We start from the raw sequence: 18,876 nt of genomic DNA, 5'->3' as shown, positions 1-18,876 counted from the left end.
GAAGAGGCCGGACCCCGTATGCGGAGGTGGCCCCCTCGCCGACGCTCACGGTCGGGCTTGGGACGGGCCGCTCCCCGTGCGCGGGCTCGGTGCAGGCGGGGCCGGGCCGTCGGTGTTCCAGGAGAGGACGCCGGTGTCGGTGAGATGCTCTCTCGGAGCGGACCAGAGCGGGCGTGGTAGGTATGAGAGAGGGTCGTTTCGAGCCTGAAGTTGCGGGGAGATAACGGCTTCTGTTTCCGCAGGTCGTTTTCCCCGAGCCCCACGCACGTGGGGATGGACCGGCGTCTCCTCCTCTTCCTCTGTGGTTTCTGAGCCGAGCCCCACGCACGTGGGGATGGACCGCTCACCGACGACCGTTTGTCCGACGACGGCGTCCGAGCCCCACGCACGTGGGGATGGACCGGTGACCAGGGGCCAGGCGGTGATGGTGAGCGCCCGAGCCCCACGCACGTGGGGATGGACCGCATCCGCACAGCTTCCCGAGCAGTGTTACGCGCCGAGCCCCACGCATGTGGGGATGGGCCGGCGATCGCGACCGCGCTCGGTGTGCCCATGTCCCGAGCCCCAAGCATGTGGGGTGGCGCATCCTGAACCTTGCTCTTCGCGCCACCGAGGGGCGATGACCGGGAACACCCCGTTGGAGAGTGGGGGAGAACAGGGGCCGTTCCCCACACCTGAATGGATAAAGCTCCGGACACCTACCTCTATGGGTATGACCAGGGTGGAAATCGGTTCGCGGGGATCGCTTCATGGGTAGGGGAGCGATTCTGGAAACCATGTGAAGGCGTGCGCTTCGTGGACGCTCGAATTCCGTGTTCCGTCTTCGAATCCGAAAACGCGGTATGGAGTGCTCCGGTCGGATCCCGGCCCGCCTTGAGTGGGGGAGGAGAACCGTCGAGCCTCAGCGACGGGCGCGGGCAATGGGCCCGAAGTGCGCGGCGACCGCGCCGAGCATGAAGTGCCGAACCTGCTTCTCGTTCATGGGTACGACCCCGGCGGGTACCTGGATCCGGAACGGGAAGTCGTCCCCGGCACGGACCTGGAAGTCGTCGATGATCCCCTGCGAGAGCAGGAAGATCAGCCCCTCGCGGATTTTCCCGTCGGTGTCGGTGGATGACCACATGAAAAGAGGGTAACCGGCTCTCGGACTCAGAGAAAACGACCCCGCTCTTAGACCGGGGAAGGTAGGAGAGTGGTGATGCTGTGACCGGTGATTTCGTCCCGTAGGTCTCGGTCCGGTCGGTGGTGTTTCCGGAAAGAAGGCCTGCGGTCGGTGAGATGTTCTCCCTGGGGCGGTTCGGGGTCGTTGTGGTAGGGATGAGAGTGAGCAGAGGGCGTCTCTCGGTGAAAGTTGCGGGAAGGTAACGGTCTCTGTTTCCGCAGGTCATTTTCCCTGAGCCCCACGCACGTGGGGATGGACCGTACACGACGCGCATATACGCGCAGTAGGAGGCCTGAGCCCCACGCACGTGGGGATGGACCGGAGTGGTACGCGGCGCACCCACGCCCCGAGCCCTGAGCCCCACGCACGTGGGGATGGACCGGGGGCTTCGAGCCCCCTTGCCCTAGAATTTGCCTGAGCCCCACGCACGTGGGGATGGACCGGTAGCTTTCCGCTACTCGGCGGGCACGCTCCCCTGAGCCCCACGCACGTGGGGATGGACCGGAATGGCTCGCCTTCCTCTCGGCCGCTGCCCGCTGAGCCCCACGCACGTGGGGATGGCCTTCCACCACGTGCACCTTCAACGGCTGTATCTGCCGACCAAGAACCCGCCGATCCGGAGCCCCCTGCGCGACCACTGCCGGTCAGCGCCTGTGGCAGGTCTTCAAGTAGCTGAGGAACGACGCTTGCAGGCCGGTGACGTGCGTTTCTCGCAACAAGGCCTTCGAAACGTGCTCCGACCACCCCTTGGCGTGCAGTCGTTCCACCGCCGTAAGAACGTTGCGGGACATTCCGCGGTAGAACGGAATGTCTCCGAGCAGTTCGGCCTCGTTCAACGTGATGTGCAGCCGTGAGCCGGCCGAGCCCTCACCTGGTTCCGGTAGGGCGTCGATGAGGGTGAAGATCCGGCTGTCCGAGCCTGCGACGCCGGGGCTGCCCGCGCCGAAGCTCGAGAAGGGCGCCGCCTCACACAGCCATGCGTAGAGGGCGAAGAGTCCCCCGTAGGAGTAGCCGAAGAGGCCGTGCCCGGACTCGCCGACCCGCAGCCTCGACCGCAGGTGCGGGTGGAGTTCGTCGGTCAGGAAGTCGAGGAAGACGTCGGCCCGGGTCTCGGCCAGCTCCGCGAGGTAGGCGTCCACCTGCTCCTGGGTCATCCTCCCCGTCTCGCGAGCCGCGGTGAGGGTCGCCATCGTCTCCTCCCCGATGGGTTCTCCCGGCGGAACGAGGTCCCGATTGCGGAGCGACGACCAGGACGCGGCCTCCTCACCGGCGTATCCGACGCTGACCTGGATGTACGGGGCGATCGTCAGGTACGGGTCGGCCTGGGTGACGATGAGGGGCGCGGTGAGTCCGACGGACCAGTTGCCGTCCAGCACGTAGATCAGCGGCAGGGGATCCGTGGAGTCCGCGTAACCGGGGGGAGTGGTCACCCAGACGCCGTAGCGACGCCCCGACCGAGCGGTCACCTCCAGGTACTCCGTGTCCGGCAGGCAGCCGTGCAGTATCTCGCTCATCGCGTTTCTCTCTTCATGACGTGGCCCCTCGACGAGGGGGACGGCCGTGCCCGGATCAGCGGACGTCTTCGGGTCGGGGAGTGGATCTCGATACCGAACGACCAGGGGTTTCGTGCCCTGAGGCGGTCCGCCCCGACGGTGTCCTCAACAGTGGTGAATTGGATGTGCGGTAACGTACTCAACAGTGGTGAAACTGTCAACGGAGGCAACGTGAGATCGCCCGTGGGGGAAGGGAAGAAGCGTCTCCTGGAGGCGCTGTTCGATGAGTTCGGCGAGAACGGCCCCGGCCCGAACCTGTCGATGCGCCAAGTGGCGGAACGGCTCGGTGTGCACCACACGTTGCTGACGTACCACTTCGGATCGCGGCCGGGGCTGCTGCGCTCCGTGCTGTTGGAGGCTCGCCGCCGCGACAACGTCGTCATCGCCGCGACCGGCGACGAACTCGGCTTCGTCGCCCTGTGCAGGGCCATCTGGGACTTCTACTCGGACCCCGCGCACGAAGACCGCGTCCACGCCTTCTTCCACCTGGTCGGACTCGCGGTCTATGAACGCGACGCGTTCCAAGAGCTCGTCGTCGACATCGACGACCTGGCGCGTCTTCTCGAAGCCGCGGCCCTTCGCGATGGGGCCACGGAGGCCGAAGCCCGGCAGCGGAGCATCATAGCGACCGCGGGTCTGCGAGGACTCCTTCTGCAAAGGATGCTGACCCCGACCGCCGAGGTCGACGCGGCGGCGGAACGCTTCATCGCCTCGTTGGCGGCGTTCGAGGGCGAAGGCCGCCCGGTGTAGACCACGGTGACCCAGGGGCCGTATGGAATGGGCCCCTCGTGCGTTCCACCAGGCCGCGACCTCCGTTGAAGGCGAGGTTCACTCCATCCGGGCCCGGTGGAGCCAGAACTCGGCCTCCTTCGTCCGACCCGCTTCCGTCAGGAACGCCCCGAGGTTGGCCATGGCCGTGGTGTGGCCTTGGGCTGCGGCTCGACGGAACCAGTCCTCGCATTCTCCATCCCGCCCTGCCTCGTACAACAGGATCGCGAGGTTGACCATCGCGTTGGTGTGTCCCAGCCTCGCGGCTCGTAGGTACCAGGTCTCGGCCTCCTCCGCCAGGCCCGCCTCCTTCAGCAGGTTCCCGAGGTTGTACATCGAACCGGCGTGATCATGCTCGGCGGCTCGTAGATACCAGGTCACCGCCTCCTCCATACGATCCGCCCGCGACAGGAGGACCCCGAGGCTGTGCATCGCGCCGACGTGGCCCTGGTCGGCGGCCCGTAGGTACCAGGCTTCGGCCTCCTCCGCCAGACCCGCCTCCGTCAGGAGGGTCCCGAGGCTGTTCATAGCTTCGGGGAGACCCTGGTCGGCGGCCCGCACGTACCAGGTGACCGCGTCCTCCAGACGGCCGGCCTCGTGCAGGAGCCTCCCGAGGTTGTACGTCGCTTCGACGTGTCCCAGTTCAGCGCCCCGGCGGTACCAGCTCTCGGCCTCCTCCGTTCGGCCCGTCTCCGCCAGCAGGTTCCCGAGGTTGGACATCGTCCCGGTGTTGCCCCGGTCGATGGCACGGCGGTACCAGGCCTCGGCCTCCTCGGCTCGGCCCGCCTGCGTCAGGAGGGTCCCGAGGCTGTTCATCGCTTTGGAATGGCCCTGGCCGGCGGCCCGGCGGAACCAGCGTTCGATTTCTCCATCCCGACCCGCCTCGTTCAGCAGGAACGCGAAGTTGAACATCGCGTCCGTGTGGCCTTGTTCGGCCGCTCGGTGGAACCAGGCCTCGGCCTCTTCTTTCAGCCCGGCGTCGTTCAACAGGGAGCCGAAGTTGAACATCGAGTTGATGTGGCCGTGATCGGCGCCCCGGCGGTACCAGGTCGCGGCCTCCTCCGTTCGCCCCGCTTCGTTCAGCAGGATCCCGAGGTTGAACATCGAACTCGTATCGCCCTGGTCGGCGGCCCGGCGCAGCCAACTCACGGCCTCCTCGCTCCGACCCTCCTCGTGCAACAGGATCCCGAGACTGTTCATCGCACCGGGGTGCCCCCTCTCGGCCAACGGGAGAAAGGCGACTTCGGCGACGTCGGCCCGGTCGGCACTGCTCGCCGTGACGCCGACGTCGTAGCGCTCGTGGACGGTGGCCGTCTTCAAGGCCGATCGCCACATGGCGTCGGGCAAGGGCTCCTGAGCGGTGAGGTAGTCGAAGGCCCGCCACCGGTGGCCTTCGTGGTCGACGGGCACCAGGAGCCCGGCCAGGCCACTGCGCTGCCGGGTGGCCCACTCCCAGGCCTGGTCGTCCTCTTCCGGTAGGGGAGGCGGGGCGGGCAGATAGGCGCCGTGGGCGGCCTGGATCTGTTCCCGGGTCAGCGCGCTCGACACCCCGGCCGCGGCCAGGCCCACGGCGGCGGCCACCAGTGCGTGACCACGAGGGTTCCCACTGTCGGGCCCGCCGAGCCAGACCGACTCCAGCAAGGGGCCCGCCGTCAACCGCTCGGCCACCCCGAACCGCTCGTCGTCCGCGGCCTCGACCAGGCGTTCGTCCCCACTGGACCGCGCCCGCTCACGCTCCTGCGGGTTCCAGCGGCGTTCGATGACGACCGGTGGGGTCTTGAGCACCGCGTACCCCGCGCCTTCCGAGGCCGAGGCGTGGTCGGTGGTGCTCGGACGGAGGGCTTCCAGACGGTTCCGTCGGATGGTGGCGGCCACGATCGCGCCGGCCTGACCGAGTTCGGCGACCAGCGTCGGGGTCAACCCCGAAGAGCCGAGGTGGCGGTCGAGGTCGTCCAACCAGATCACCCACCCCTGTGGCGCCTGTGCGGCCCGCTCCGCGAGCCAGGTGGGAAGAGTCCGCAGATCGGCGTCCTCGGGCGGGGCCACCAGCATCCGGTCGGGCAGAGTACGGCTCAGTGCGGCCGTCAACGCTCGGGTCTTTCCCGCGGTCGAGGCTCCGGTCACCAGCACCAGACCACCGCGCGCGGCCGCCGCGACCGAGGCCAGGCATCGGTCGAGTTCTCCGTCCATGTCCCGGGCCACGTAGGGAGGAATCCCGGCGTCGTCAGGCCCGGACAGGGTGTTGTGGACGCCCAGTTCTCCCGGGTCGCATCGGTGGACGGGGAGGGCCATGCCGACCCACCCGGGTATCGGCGCGGTGGGCGGGGCGTTCACGGTGACCGAGTGGATGACGCCGGCCTGGAACGCGGTCCCGTAGACATCCCCCATGCGGTTATCGACCATCGGGGCCGCCGATACCAGGGGTGGGCGGATGTGGCGGGAGCAGATCGAGCCGGGAGCGGCCCGGTACGGTCGGCGGGATCGCCGAAGAGGCCCTGTGCGTCCACTCCCGTATTCGTCGCATGGGTCGATTCTGCCTTCTACGCAACGGTTCTGGCCATACGAGCCCGAACCGGTGCTTCGAAGGCGACGGCACCTGGGTAGACCGGTCGTATGAGGGGCGGCCGGCGGTTCCGTCGGCGCATTGGATGAGGCCGCCGCGGTGTACCGGGCCGCTACGGTGAGGGCATGACGCCACCCGGCAGCAGATCAGCGCAGCGCGAGACGGCGGGGGCGATCACCTATCGCGTGGCCGAGAGCGAGAGCGACAGGTCGGCCGTCATCAGGGGCGAGTTCACCTCGGACACCGTCTTCGAAGTGGTCGTCTCCGAGGACGGGTTCGGTATTCGACCCACTCGGCTGGACGCGACGATTCACAAGGTCTTCCCCGACGACGAGCCCGAGGACGATGAGCCGTCGGAGAACGGACATCGGTTCGTCGCCCTGGACGGCGAGGACGTGTGCGGCTACGTCGACACCGAGTACGAGCCCTGGAACCGGCGGCTGGTCATCGCCGATATCGAGGTGGCCGGGGCGTACCAGGGGCGAGGGATCGGACGCGCACTGATGGACCACGCCATCGATCGGGCTCGGGAACGCGGTGCCGGGCACGTCTGGTTGGAAGTGACGAACGTCAACGCTCCGGCCATCCGTGCCTACCAGCGGATGGGGTTCACCTTCTGCGGCCTCGACACCTCCCTGTACAGCGGGACCGAGTCCGAGGGGGAGATAGCGCTGTACATGAGCCTTCTCCTCGACCCGGCCGGCGAACAGTGGTTTCGGTTTTCAGGTCGTCTCCCCTGAGTCTCATACCCACCGGAGTGAGCGAGGTCCCCTGGCTTTCGAGGTGCGCTCGGAAAAGCCCCATCCCGGTCGTGACGAGGCCCCTCCCGCAGTGGGAGAGGGCCGGGCTCGAAGTGGGGATGGGGCCGCGCTTTAAGCAGGTTGCCCGGAGGTGAGCCGGTCTTATTCTCGGTGGGCGCCGTCGGGCCATACGACCTCGACCGGAACGCCCCGGTCGTGTGCGGCCTCGAGGGCGTCGCCGGTGCCGCCCTTGCCGCCGGAGGGCTGGCCGTCCCAGACGGCGACCAGGAGGTCGATCCCGCCCAGGATGGCTTCGTTGGCGTCCTCGTAGGCTTCGCGGCCGGCGGTCCTATGCGGCATGTAGCGGACCAGTGTGGAGCGCATCAGCAGGTCGTCGAACTGTTCGAGGTTGTACGGCTTGACCTTCGCCTCGCGGTAGTCGACCGAGGGGAGCACGACCTCGAGTCTCCCACCGGCTTCCAGGACGACCTCGGCGAAGATCTGGTCGGCCCCACGGGCCAGGCACGAGACCCCGACCAGGTCCCCGTCCTTGTACGGAGCGAGCGCCTCGGCCAGGGCCCGGCGTACGAGGGGGACGCTGTCGGCCGTCAGGTTGGAGTGACCGGTGATCCCGATCCGGGTCATGCTTGCTCCTTGGAGGTCGAGGGTTCCGCCGGCAGGGTGTTCGACAGTCTCTCGCGGATCTCGGCCACCGCGGGCTCATCGAACGCGGAGTCTCGGTGAAGGTCCAGAGGCGATCGGATCTCCGCTTTCCGGGCTCACCGGCGCCACCGGAGCCCTAAGGTCGCAACGACACCGAGAGACCACCTGATGGGGGACCCTTGCCGGAGCGCTACCGCAGCATCATCGACGTCCACGTGATCCTGCCGAGGGGAGACGAGATCCTCCTGCTGGAACGACGGAACACCGGCTACTGTGACGGGATGCTGCACCTGCCCTCCGGCCACCTCGACGAGGGCGAGCCGATCCCGCACGGTGCGGCCAGGGAAGCCCGGGAAGAGGTCGGTGTGGACATCGATCCGGCCGACCTGGGCCTGGTCGCCGTCGTGCACCACCGGCAACGCGAGGACCTCGCCCGCGTCGGTATGTTCTTCCTCGCCGAGAAGTGGGCCGGGGAGCCGGTCGTCGCCGAGCCGGACAAGGCCGGTGAGCTCCTCTGGACCGACCCGCGCGCACTGCCGTCGAACACGATCCCCTACCCGGCCGAGGGCATCCGGGCGTGGGTCTCGGGAGACCGGTTCGTGCTGCATGGATGGTCGGCCGCCTGAAACCGTCGCCGTTTCGGTCGAGGTTCGCCTTGCAGGGCCTCGGATCATGGCGGTTCTGAAATCGGATGCGGATCGCCCGCTCGTCTGTGATGCTCCTGCCGTGAACACCGGTGATGTCCTACTCCGTCGGGCGGAACAAAGCGATGCCCTCGCCGTGGCCGACGTGTGGCTGCGCTCCTTCGCGACTGCTCTTCCCTCGGTGCGTCGAACGCACGATGACGCCGAGGTGCGTTCCTGGTTCTCGCACGTGGTCGTGCCGCGGTACGAGACCTGGGTGGCCACTTCCGAAGGCTCGGTGGTCGGGCTCCTGGCGCTCGACGGTGAGGAGTTGGACCAGCTCTACCTCGACCCGGCGTGGCGAGGACGAGGGATCGGCGATCGGTTCATCGCCCTGGCCAAACGGCGACGTCCGGACGGGCTGGCCTTGTGGACCTTCCAGGTCAACGTGCCTGCGCGGCGTTTCTACGAGAGGCACGGCTTCGTCTCTGTCGAACGGATGGACGGGTCGCGGAACGAGGAACGAGAGCCCGACATCCGTTACCTCTGGAGGCCCTGAGCGTCTTCTGTGCCTCGTGTCCATGGCGAGGAGTGAGGGTGGTGCCTGCCGGTGGGGGAGGGGCGGGGGTGGAGTGCTCTGTCTCGGGCCGGTTCGGGGTGGCTGTGGTAGGGATGAGTAAGGAGCGGAGGTCGCTTCGATCCGGAGGTTGCGGGAAGATAACGGCTTGCGTTTGTGCAGGTCATTTTCCCTGAGCCCCACGCACGTGGGGATGGACCGGATCGCATTACCCTTGTCATCCCGCAGGGCACCTGAGCCCCACGCACGTGGGGATGGACCGGCCCTGGCCTTCTTGATCAGGCGCCGGCACAGGCTGAGCCCCACGCACGTGGGGATGGACCGGTCGTCGGTCGATACGGCGACCATGGATGCACCTGAGCCCCACGCACGTGGGGATGGACCGGGTTCGGGTTCGCCGCCCGGAGCTACGGGCAGCTGAGCCCCACGCACGTGGGGATGGACCGCCGGGGACGATTCTGGCATGTCTGGCATGCGTCTGAGCCCCACGCACGTGGGGATGGACCGGCTGAATCGCACGGCCGGATCGACGACGAGCTCTGAGCCCCACGCACGTGGGGATGGACCGGTCTCCCCCAGCCGGCCGCCTCCCACCAGGCCCTGAGCCCCACGCACGTGGGGATGGACCGGACCCTGACCATGAGATCTTCTCACAGTCAGGCTGAGCCCCACGCACGTGGGGATGGACCGCACCAGTTGTCAGCGAACCCCTGGAACCGGTCCTGAGCCCCACGCACGTGGGGATGGACCGGCCGCCGACCAGGCCCCGCCGCCCGGAGACGACTGAGCCCCACGCACGTGGGGATGGACCGGCACAACGAAGCCCCACGCCCTGATCAGGGCGCTGAGCCCCACGCACGTGGGGATGGACCGCCGCGGTGCGTTCGCGACTGAGGTTCGAGAACCTGAGCCCCACGCACGTGGGGATGGACCGTTCTGCTTGTGGCGGGTCATGTCCACGATGGTCTGAGCCCCACGCACGTGGGGATGGACCGCAAATCGGTTCCGGCGTCTGGGAAGCGATCAACCGAGCCCCATGCGTGTGGGGCAGGTCGTTCTCGAATCGGCCGCGAATGGTGACCATCGTTGCTGCGTCGATGATCGAGCGCCTCGCTGTGATGGTCGGCTGTAACATTTTTGGAGTCGGGGCTACCTCGGTCTCCCATACCAGACCCCTGGCCGTCAACCACCCCATTTGCCGCTACCGGTCACACTCTCCGTTTCCCGGGTGCACCACCACCATCACTGCTACCTTGTTGCTCGCAAGACGGCACCGCACTAACGTGCCCGATGTTCCTCCACGCCTGCCCCGGAGTTCGCGTGCCCACCCAGTGGACACTCACCCTCACACCCCCACCCCCCACTTCGGTCGACCCGCGTCACCTGCACGCCCTCGCCTGCCACCTGCTGGAACCCCCCACCACCGACCACAGCGCCCCCACGAAACCCTTCACTGCGGCCCTCAGTGGTCGTCGACTCGTCCTGGGCCTTTTGGACGATTCCCGTCCCCTCACGAACCTCGCTCTTCTCGACGGGCTGGCGCTGCGCCTGGGGTCGCGCACCTTCCGTTGCTCACCGGACGGTCACCGCACCGAGCCCTACGCCCGCTTGGCGGCCTGCCCTCCCGCGGTCAAGGCCCACGTGGAGTTCCGCACCCCCACCTACGTGAAGCGCTCCGGTCGTCAGATCCCTCTGCCCGACCCCGAACTCCTCTTGGCCGGGCTGGTCCGCCGCTGGGCACTGCTGAGTCCGCTGCCCCTGCCCGCCGCCGCGGTCGCCGAGGTCTTGGAGTCAGCACACCTGGCCCGGCATGACACCCGAACCCGGATCTTCGGGCGGGGGGCCGCCCAACGGGTCGGGTTCGTCGGCAGCGCCACGTTCGGGTTGAGCGGCCGCCCTCTCCTCTCCACACGGCGCGTCTTCGCCGTCCTGTGGTCCTTCGCCTCCTTCGCCGGGGTCGGTGCCCAGACCACCCATGGGTTCGGTCACGTGCACGTCCGCCTTCAGCATTCCGTCGCCGACCCCGGCGGTAACGCTGCTCGAGAAGAGAACGCGAGCCCCCACACCCCTGCAGCACCACCGACCGAATACGGAACGGAGCCGGATGAGCGGACATGCCCCCCGCGATCCCAGTGATCCTCGTGACCTTGTCGTCGTCGCCCTGTCAGGCGTACAGCGGTTCATCACCGAGTCCCGCACTACCGCCGACCTGCGCTCGGCCAGCCAGATCGTCGCCCACCTCGCGGTGAAGGCGGTCCGGCACCTGCACGACACCCACAAGGCGAGGATCGTCTTCCCCTCCCTGAGCGAGGGCAGGGTGCGCGGTGCCGATGACGGGATGCCGAATCGGATCGTGGCCCTGGTCCCCACCGGGCAGGGGCCCGACGCGGCCTCCGCCACCTCAGAGCACCTGACAGAGGTGTGGGAGGGATGGGTCGCCGAGGTCTTCGGCCAGCCGATGCACTCCGTCCCGGGGTGGCCGGTGGTGCAGTGGGTGAGTGTCCCTGCCGCCGTCGGTCCCTACCCCGATCAGTGGCGCGAGGCTCAGCGGGCGCTGGCCGAGCGCAAGACGGTGCGTGACTTCGCCCAGCCCTGGGACGAGCCTGAGGAGTTGTGCACCCTCTCCCCTCGGTGGCGGTCCGTATCTCCCCCCGACGCGGTCGAAAAGCGCAGGAAGCACATGGCGGGCGAGAACCTGGCCGTCGCCAACTGGGTCAAGCGTCTGTGGCACCGCGAGACCTGCACGGGTCGCTCGCCCGGTTTCGCCTCCACCAACGCCTTGGCCTCCGCCCCCTACCGGGCCGAGGTTCTGCGCCTGTGGGAGGAGGACGCGGACATCGCTGACGCGGTCGGGGATCTGCGGCTGTGCGCGGAGGAGTTGGGCGACGATCCGGTGAGTGAACTCCCGCTGGAGCGTCTGCCGAGGGTCGCCGATTCCGAGGAGGCCGACTGGGTGCGTGGGCGCGGGAGCCGGTGGGTCTTTCCCGCCTCCTGGCACCTGGATGCCCTGGCCCGCGAGTTCGAACGCGACCGGGCCGATCCGGCATTCGCGCGTACCGTCCACGAGGGTTGGGAGGCCGCCAGCCGGTTGGTGGAGATCATGGCCCGGCACAAGGTGGATCCCCTGTCCCCGCACCTGGCGGTGCTGGTCCAGGACCTGGACTCCATGGGCCGTCACCTGTCGGGGCGGCGGACCCACCCGGACCGGGAACCGCTGGAGGTCGATGAGGAGTCCCACTCCGATATCTCCCGGCTGCTCTCCCAGGTGGCCGCCGACCAGCGCGCCGCCATCGACGCCGCGGGTGGGGTCGTGGTCTACGCGGGTGGTGACGACCTTCTCGCCCTAGTGCCGGCCGCGACGGCACTGGAGGCGGCACGCGCCTGCCAGGAGACCATTCCGCCGTCCCTGCCGACCGCCAGCACCGGGTTGCTGTTCTTCCACCACGGCTCCTCCCTCGGCCAGGCCCTGGGCAGATCCAGGGATCTGTTGGACCTGGCCAAGGAACGGCCGGGCAAGTACGCGTTGGGGGTGGGGTTCGTCCGCCATAGCGGGGCCCATGCCCACTGCGTCCTGCCCTGGTCGGCGGACCCCGCACCCGATGAGGCCTTGCGCGTGTTCCTGCCCGGAGGGAAGTACGCCCGCATCCGGCTTTCCCCCAGGTTGCTGGGCGACCTGGCGGCCGAAGCTCCACACCTGGACGGTGGCGATGCGGAACTGCGCACCCGAGACCAGGACGTGCTTCCACCCGCGGTGGCTCGGGCGGAGATCCGCCGCTTGATCCTGCGTCACACCGTCTTGGGCTCGGATGCCGAGAATCGACCCGTGGAAGCGGACCGGGAGGGGTTCGCGCGCCGTGCCGCCGCCCACCTGGAGCACTTGTCCCCCGAAGGGCGGCTGGTGGACGAGGACGCCGTGCGGATCGCCTTGTTCCTACGCCAGGAGGCGTCATGACCACTACCGAGAATCCGGGTCCCTCAGGGGTGTGGGTGACACTGGACCCGCACGACACGGTGCAGGTCCGTGACGGGCGCGCCTTCGCCGCCGGGGCCGGAGGGGTCGCCCACAGCGTGCGCCCCTGGCCCTCCACGGTGGCCGGGGCCCTGGCCGCTGCCTTGGGCGGTGAACCTGAGAGCCTGCGTGGGCCCTTCGTCGCCCACCGGGACGGTATGGAGTGGAACCCTTATTTTCCGGCCCCGCTGGACCTGGTCACTGAACCCGACGCCGTGGACGTGTGGCGGCTACGCCACCCCCGGACGGATGACGGTGGAGCGGTCCATGAGGACGGTGGAGAGGACGACGCCCGTATCAGGACCGACCTCCAGGCCTCCGGTCACCCGGACCTGGTGTCGCTCTCCTTGCCCGAGGGGGTGGAGGAAGCCGATCCGCTCAGTGGCCTCGTCCCCGGCGGTGTCCTGGAGTCATACCTGCACGGCACTCTGGTCGAGGCGGGCGATGTCGCCTCCCAGGACGAGTGGGATCGGGTCGCCGAACCGGTGACGGCCGAGTCGCGTATCGGCGTGGCGCTGGACCCCGAATCACGCACCGTCAAGAGCGGCCTGCTCTACCGGACCACCCACCTGCGGTTGGAGGAGGACTGGGCGTTCGCCGTCCACCTCACCCCCCGCCCCGGGCGGCACCGCTCGGTGGAGGAGGTGTCGGATCCGGTGCGTTTCGGCGGGCTGTCCCGGCTCGCCGACATCGTCCCGGCCCAGGTCGTCGGATGGCCGGATCCGCCCGAGGACTTCCCCGACGGCAAGGTCCTGCTCTACGTCGCCACACCCGCGGCGTGGCACACCGGATGGGTGCCGCCCTTGCCCGATGGTGCCCGGCTGGTGTCCGCCGTGATCGGTGATTCGCTACCGGTGGCCACCGCGTCTCCGGTACGCGACCACAAGAACTTCCAACGAACCCGCACCATGGCCTGGGCGGTCCCGCCCGGGTCGATTTACCTGTTGCAATTCCTCGACCCCGACGACGCCGCGACCTGGGCACACTCCCAGCACGGGCTGGCCCTGGGGCCACCCGCCCGCTCCCGCTGGGACACGGCCGGGTTCGGTGTCGTCCTGACCGGAGTGTGGTCGTGACCAGTTATCTGCTCTACCTGTACACCGAGTCCCCCCTGCACGCGGGGGGCTCCGAGGCCGAAGGGTCGGTGGACCTGCCGATCCAGCGCGAGGGCTCCACCGGTTACCCCCTGGTGTGGGGCCAGAGCCTCAAGGGTGCGCTGCGCCAGGCGGCCTACGACTCCGAATGGGGTGCGTACGCAGACGGAGACGACACCTTCCTGGATCAGGTGTTCGGCCGAGCCGTGCGAGGTGAGAAGGACCCTGGAGTCAACCCCAGCGCCGGGCTGCTGACCGTCGGTGACGCACAACTGGTCGCCCTGCCGGTGCCCGCCCTGCAGCGTGGGTTCGCGTGGGCGACCTCTTCCGTAGCGTTGAGCCGTCTGGCCCGCAAACACACCCACGCCCGCACCGGCCGACCCCTGCCCGACATCCCCCGGGTCAGCCCTGCCGAAGGGGTGTGCTCCACCGACGTCTGGGCGGACACCTCCGGGCAGGTGCTGGGGCCGTGTCTGGTACCCACCAGGCGCGCTCCCGACGGAGCGGCCAACCCCACCTCGGCCTGGGCGGACCTGATCGCCGGTGAGGGGATCGGTGACGAGCCCCACCTGGCGACGTTCGCGGACAAGTTCCGCCAGGACCTCATCGTGGTCGGCGCCGACGTGATGGCCCAACTGCTGCGCGAGTGCACCGAGCAGACCGTTCGTGTTCAGCTCGACCCGGACACCAAGACCGTCAAGAACGGTCCGTTCACCAGTGAGTACCTGCCCGCCGAGACCGTGCTGGCCGCGGTGCTGACCCTGCGCGACCACACCAACGGAGAGGAGCACCGTGAACTCCTCGAAGGCATGTTGGACCGGCAGGTCCTGCAGATCGGTGGGGACCAGACCCTGGGCAAGGGGCTGGTGTGGTCCCGCCTGGTGAAGGCGGTGCCGGGTGAGTAGCGTCCAACGCCTGGATCAGGAACTGTCCGGCCTGGCCCTGAAGATTCTGGGCGAGCGGGTGAGCAAGGACCTGCGCACTCGGATGAGGCAGCTGCCCTCCCGGCTGCGAGGCGGGGGACTGGCCGCCACGTACGCGTTCGTGCTCTCCAAGGCCGACCCGAACCCGGCCAAGGAGCTCGGGTACGCCTACCACCAGCTCGCGATGAGGATCGCCGAGCACGTGTGCCATCGCCGCCTCTTGGGCGGCAACGGTACGGTCCTGCCTCCGAAACGCTTCCTGGAAGCTCTGTCCTCGGCCACCCCGGCCCAGTACGCTCGTGCCTCGGCCGAGGTCGACGCCTTGGCGACCTGGCTCAGCCGACTGGCCGACGCCCTCTACGAACCGCCGAAGGTCGCGGACGGCACCGGTGACGCCGGTAATGCTTCGAGCCCGGCGGAGGAGTCTCATGGCTGACCGACAGCGGGGGACGGGTTACGAGGACGCCGCCGAGAAGACCGTCACCCTGGGCCCCGCACATGGTCCGCTGGGCCGTGTGGTGCACCTGCGCCACGAAGAGGTGACACCGGAGAAAGGGGCCACCCAGGCGACCACGACCCTGCGTAGGGGCAAGAAGACCGTGGGCGGCGACGCCAACGCCCTCCTGGTCCTGCGGCGGCTCTCCTTCGAGGCGACCGGCGGCCACAAGAAGAAGTGGCAGGCCCACCGGCCGCTGCACGAGTGGGCGACGGCCTCCCAGGTGGGCCAGCACGACAAGGCCCTACTCCAGCAGGTCATGGAGCGCCGTAAGGCCCTACTGGACCACTGGTGCGCCCCACACGCGATTCCACGGTCGGTTCAACGGCGTTTCCCCGGCAGCGCGGCCCCCACACCTCGTGGATGCGTGCTCCGCCTGGTCCTGACCTGTGAGTGGCGGCTGGTCACCGGGCTCGGGTTGCAGTTCGGGGTACTCGACAGCGGCATGGCCCTGCATGGCACCTACGGATGGCCCGTCATCTCCGCCTCCACCCTCAAGGGTCTCGCCGCGACAGGGGCGCGCCTGGACAAAGCCGCTCCCGAGCGGGTGCGGGAACTTCTGGGGGACCCGCGCCCCCAGAAGGCCCCCTCCCCGACCGGTCCGCGTGGACGGGGCGGTGTGGTCTTCCTGGACGCCCTGCCCGACACTCGGACCGGGCTGAAAGTGCACAGCGACACCATCACCCCCCACCAGCAGCCCTACTACACCGACACCATGCCCGGTGCCGCCCCCGCCGAGGAACCGCGTCCCCCCGGCGAGCACCACGCCCCAGTCCCGGTGCCGTTCCTCTCGGTGAGTGGACGGCTGTGCGTGGATCTGCTCGGCACCGACCCCGCCGACCTGGACACCGTAGGACAGTGGCTGGACCTGGCCGGTGGAGAGGTCGGCGGTGGTGGACGGACCACCGCCGGATACGGCTACTTCACCTGCAAAACCGCGCCCGCCAAGAAAGCCGGAAAGGGGAAACGATCGTGAACGCGGATCACCGCACGGTCCACCTCATCACCGTCGGGGTGAGCCTGTTCGATAACCTTCAGCACAGTCTGACCGGACTCAGGGGCGGCGCTGGCGACCGCAAGGGCCTGATGGAATATGACAAGCTCCTGGCCAAACGCGTGTGGGGCGCCCGCAGGAAATTGCACGACCCTGAGAGCGAGCAGACCGCCGACCTGGAGCGCGAAACACAGGCCGCGTGGTTGGCGGAGGTGACCGCTCCTAGAGCGGGGGCGGTCCGAGCCGATCTGGAGGCCCTGCTGGCACAGATCGAACCCGCCCGGTGGCCTGCCGAAGCCAGCGCCGAACTCAGCAGTCTGGCCGCGCACAACCTTCCCTCCAAGCACGTAGCGGTCCCCGACCGGGATACGGCGATCCTCATCACCAGCGACACCGGCAAAGGGCTGCGAGCGTCCCTGTTCAACGCCGTGGCCTTGGCCGGAGGCGACCTGAACCGAGTGCGGTACCTGCACGAGCCCGCCGAGGAACAGATCGTGCGTGAGCGTGGGAACATCGTCATCGCCCGCCTGCCACACCTGGACGTCGGTGGTGAGAAGGAGTTCACCGAGTCGATGCGCGACCTGGGCCGTATCGGACGCGGGGTGGACCGGTTGCTGGAACCGGAGAACGATGTAGCCCGCTTTCACCTCTCGGGCGGCTTCAAAGCCGCGATGCCGTTCCTCCTGGGCTTGGGCGAGGCCCTGCGTGGACTGCGCGGACCGGTCAAGGTGCGTGCGTTCGCCCTGCATGAGCTCGCGCCGGGCCTGAGGTCCATCGAACTGCCCCTGCGCTCCCTCCCCCCGAAGCCGGTGAACGACCAGCTGAAGCCCTTCGAAGGGAGTGGCATCGTCGGCGAGCCACCCCAGGGGGCGCCGCTGCGCGGGTTCGCCTACGACCGGGTGGAGAACGGTCGTACCTGGCGGTTGACCCCCTTCGGTGAGGCGCTGCGCGAGCTCCACCGCGATCGCCGTGTGGAAGAAACGTGACGGGAGCGGCGACCATCGAGACCGCGAAGGGGGAAAGCGAACAGAAGCCGGCCCCCCTTCTCAAGGGGCTCTCCGGCAGGCTCGCCCAAGGCTTCGGGGCAGTCCTCAACCAGGGTAGGGAGGATTTCGCCGAGACCCACGACGAGCCCGCTCTAGCCGATCCCGACCTGGCCGCGGCCCTACTGAAGCTCACCAACGCTCACAGCGACGGCACCGGCCTGACCCAGGCCCACAACGCCCTCAGAGACTGCTGGGATGAGCGTCCGGAGGTGGTGCGGGTCCTGCTGCACCGCCCCGGTGACTTTCTGGACCGGCTGCCCACACTGCTGGCGGGCACCGGGCCCGACGCGGCGGCCACCGCCCCCGCACTGGGGGACGGGGAGGGATGGCGGGTGTTCGCCGCCTGCGCCGACCTGCTCTGGAACTACCTCGGCAGGGACACTCCCTACACGCGCAAACACCGCCACCTCACACCCCTGGCGGCCCGGACCCGGTTCCTGGCGTTATCCGAACCCTTTCGCCACCCCGAGCACCAGATCTGGTCGGATCTGCACGCGACCACCGGTGACCTGTACCGGCTCTTCGGCCATGACAGCTGGCCGGAACCCGCCCGCAGAGCACAAGAGGCTCGGGAGATCTGGCGCGGCCACCTCAACGGGTACCAGTCCATCCCTCTGTTCGACCAGGCCCCGCCCATGGCCGTGGAGAGCGAGGTGCGGTCGCTGGTGCTCATGCTCGCCAACGGTTTCTCCGGCGATCCCCTGATCCTGGTCACGCGCCGGCCTCCCACGGACACATCCGAGTCGGCGAAGAAAAAGGGTCCCACCCGGGAAGGACCCCGGAGCATCCCTCCGGCCGAACGGGCACTGCTGGAAGAGGCCGTGGAACACCACCTGCTTCCCAGGTTCGCCACCGGCCGTGCCTGGGGAATCGCCTTAGGGTGTCGCCGGGCTCACCGACCCACAAGCCGAGTAGTGCTCTTCGCGCTGGTCGCCTTGTGCGCGGCCGGGGCGTTCGCCGGCACCGTGTGGGCCCTGATGAACGAGGGGACGTCCCTTACCGTGGGCCTGGTGCCCGCAGCACTCACCTATGTCCTCATCGGGGTGGGCACCCTGTGTTTCGGTCGACTGTGGGCCATGCCGCTCATGTTGCGCCTGCCCGCCGCCGCGGCCGTGGGGCTGATCGTGCTGGTGGCCCTGCACCCCGACTGGTGGACGAACATCCGACCCGGGCTCGGGCTGTACACGTTGTTGGCCCTGCTGGGCGGAGCCTCGTTCGGCTACCTCCTCATCGAGGTCCGCAACCACAACTCGGGCCAGTTTCCCGAGGGTTTGAGAGCGGCGTTCCGCCCCCTGACGCTCCTCGGGCTACGTGCCCTATCGGTGGCCATCACCGGGATCGCCCACGCCTTCCTCATCGCTCTGCTGGGCATGGCCGTCATCGCCCCCGTCTTCTCCGAAGAAGGTCCCCGGCTCACCATCGCCTGGAGCGGCGAAGAACAGGAGACGGGGACGCCCGCCCCGGAAACGGCTGATACCCCCGGGCCCGAGCCCACTGTGACCCCTCCCCAGGAACCACCACGTCAGCCCGGGGCTCCCTGGGCGATCCTGGCCGCCGCCACCTTCTGGTGTCTGGCCGCCGGGGTGTTCTCCCAGATCCTGTGGGATGACCAGCCCATCACCGCACCGCTGACCCACCGGCGCTGGCGTAACGAAAGGTAGGACG

Annotated in this window: 16 protein-coding genes and 3 CRISPR repeat arrays; of the genes, 12 read left to right on the top strand and 4 right to left on the bottom strand. The window is 68.7% G+C overall.

What is annotated here, in order from left to right:
* Positions 1-251: 251 nt before the first annotated feature.
* Positions 252-526: direct repeats of the CRISPR family, unit length 31 nt.
* A gap of 375 nt (positions 527-901) precedes the next feature.
* Complete coding sequence (locus tag TR33_RS22290; RefSeq protein ID WP_014913341.1) at positions 902-1,123, bottom strand: hypothetical protein; 222 nt, start codon at positions 1,121-1,123, stop codon at positions 902-904.
* A 268-nt stretch (positions 1,124-1,391) separates the two neighbouring features.
* Positions 1,392-1,728: direct repeats of the CRISPR family, unit length 31 nt; unit sequence CCTGAGCCCCACGCACGTGGGGATGGACCGG.
* 78 nt (positions 1,729-1,806) lie between these two features.
* Positions 1,807-2,676, bottom strand: a complete 870-nt coding sequence (locus tag TR33_RS22285; RefSeq protein ID WP_042285272.1) for an alpha/beta hydrolase — start codon at positions 2,674-2,676, stop codon at positions 1,807-1,809.
* 210 nt (positions 2,677-2,886) lie between these two features.
* Between TR33_RS22285 and TR33_RS22280 the strand changes: the two genes are divergently transcribed.
* The gene (locus TR33_RS22280; protein WP_042285270.1) at positions 2,887-3,465 is read left to right on the top strand and encodes a TetR/AcrR family transcriptional regulator; all 579 of its coding nucleotides are present in this window, start codon (positions 2,887-2,889) and stop codon (positions 3,463-3,465) included.
* Between the two features lie 78 nt (positions 3,466-3,543).
* Here TR33_RS22280 and TR33_RS25755 read toward each other — a convergent pair whose 3' ends face one another.
* The gene (locus TR33_RS25755; protein WP_084570313.1) at positions 3,544-5,886 is read right to left on the bottom strand and encodes a tetratricopeptide repeat protein; all 2,343 of its coding nucleotides are present in this window, start codon (positions 5,884-5,886) and stop codon (positions 3,544-3,546) included.
* A gap of 285 nt (positions 5,887-6,171) precedes the next feature.
* Here TR33_RS25755 and TR33_RS22270 point away from each other — a divergent pair, with 285 nt between their 5' ends.
* Complete coding sequence (locus tag TR33_RS22270) at positions 6,172-6,786, top strand: GNAT family N-acetyltransferase (RefSeq protein ID WP_042285269.1); 615 nt, start codon at positions 6,172-6,174, stop codon at positions 6,784-6,786.
* Positions 6,787-6,948: 162 nt separating this feature from the next.
* Here the strand turns inward: TR33_RS22270 and TR33_RS22265 are convergent, their stop codons facing one another.
* Positions 6,949-7,431, bottom strand: coding sequence for a hypothetical protein (locus TR33_RS22265; RefSeq protein ID WP_042285267.1), 483 nt, complete (start codon positions 7,429-7,431; stop codon positions 6,949-6,951).
* Positions 7,432-7,628: 197 nt separating this feature from the next.
* Here TR33_RS22265 and TR33_RS22260 point away from each other — a divergent pair, with 197 nt between their 5' ends.
* The 10 genes from TR33_RS22260 to TR33_RS22215 all read left to right on the top strand — a co-directional run bounded on the left by TR33_RS22260 (position 7,629) and on the right by TR33_RS22215 (position 18,872).
* Positions 7,629-8,075, top strand: a complete 447-nt coding sequence (locus TR33_RS22260) for an NUDIX hydrolase (RefSeq protein ID WP_084570312.1) — start codon at positions 7,629-7,631, stop codon at positions 8,073-8,075.
* 100 nt (positions 8,076-8,175) lie between these two features.
* Positions 8,176-8,631, top strand: a complete 456-nt coding sequence (locus tag TR33_RS22255) for a GNAT family N-acetyltransferase (RefSeq protein ID WP_042285265.1) — start codon at positions 8,176-8,178, stop codon at positions 8,629-8,631.
* A gap of 190 nt (positions 8,632-8,821) precedes the next feature.
* A CRISPR array of direct repeats spans positions 8,822-9,644; the repeat unit is 29 nt; unit sequence CTGAGCCCCACGCACGTGGGGATGGACCG.
* Between the two features lie 325 nt (positions 9,645-9,969).
* Positions 9,970-10,785 carry a CRISPR system precrRNA processing endoribonuclease RAMP protein Cas6 gene (gene cas6 / locus TR33_RS26210; protein WP_234305927.1) on the top strand — a complete coding sequence of 272 codons (816 nt, stop codon included), beginning with the start codon at positions 9,970-9,972 and terminating at the stop codon, positions 10,783-10,785.
* The gene (locus tag TR33_RS22245) at positions 10,754-12,601 is read left to right on the top strand and encodes a Cas10/Cmr2 second palm domain-containing protein (protein WP_042285263.1); all 1,848 of its coding nucleotides are present in this window, start codon (positions 10,754-10,756) and stop codon (positions 12,599-12,601) included. The genes cas6 and TR33_RS22245 overlap by 32 nt, the downstream gene beginning before the upstream one ends.
* Positions 12,598-13,734, top strand: coding sequence for a type III-B CRISPR module-associated Cmr3 family protein (locus TR33_RS22240; protein ID WP_042285262.1), 1,137 nt, complete (start codon positions 12,598-12,600; stop codon positions 13,732-13,734). The genes TR33_RS22245 and TR33_RS22240 overlap by 4 nt, the downstream gene beginning before the upstream one ends.
* Positions 13,731-14,657 carry a type III-B CRISPR module RAMP protein Cmr4 gene (gene cmr4, locus TR33_RS22235; protein ID WP_042285431.1) on the top strand — a complete coding sequence of 309 codons (927 nt, stop codon included), beginning with the start codon at positions 13,731-13,733 and terminating at the stop codon, positions 14,655-14,657. Before TR33_RS22240 ends, cmr4 begins: the two co-directional genes overlap by 4 nt.
* Positions 14,650-15,111: a type III-B CRISPR module-associated protein Cmr5 gene (locus tag TR33_RS22230; RefSeq protein ID WP_042285260.1), complete on the top strand. Its 462-nt coding sequence runs from the start codon at positions 14,650-14,652 to the stop codon at positions 15,109-15,111. Before cmr4 ends, TR33_RS22230 begins: the two co-directional genes overlap by 8 nt.
* A complete protein-coding gene (locus TR33_RS22225; protein ID WP_234305926.1) occupies positions 15,104-16,147 on the top strand; it encodes an RAMP superfamily CRISPR-associated protein in 1,044 nt (347 codons plus the stop codon). The genes TR33_RS22230 and TR33_RS22225 overlap by 8 nt, the downstream gene beginning before the upstream one ends.
* Positions 16,144-17,151, top strand: coding sequence for a hypothetical protein (locus TR33_RS22220; protein WP_042285257.1), 1,008 nt, complete (start codon positions 16,144-16,146; stop codon positions 17,149-17,151). The genes TR33_RS22225 and TR33_RS22220 overlap by 4 nt, the downstream gene beginning before the upstream one ends.
* Positions 17,148-18,872: a hypothetical protein gene (locus TR33_RS22215; RefSeq protein WP_042285254.1), complete on the top strand. Its 1,725-nt coding sequence runs from the start codon at positions 17,148-17,150 to the stop codon at positions 18,870-18,872. Before TR33_RS22220 ends, TR33_RS22215 begins: the two co-directional genes overlap by 4 nt.
* The last annotated feature ends 4 nt before the right edge of the window (positions 18,873-18,876 follow it).

The sequence above is a fragment of the Nocardiopsis alba genome, from assembly GCF_000710955.1.
Lineage (GTDB): Bacteria > Actinomycetota > Actinomycetes > Streptosporangiales > Streptosporangiaceae > Nocardiopsis > Nocardiopsis alba.
This window is presented reverse-complemented; position numbering and strand designations above follow the sequence as displayed.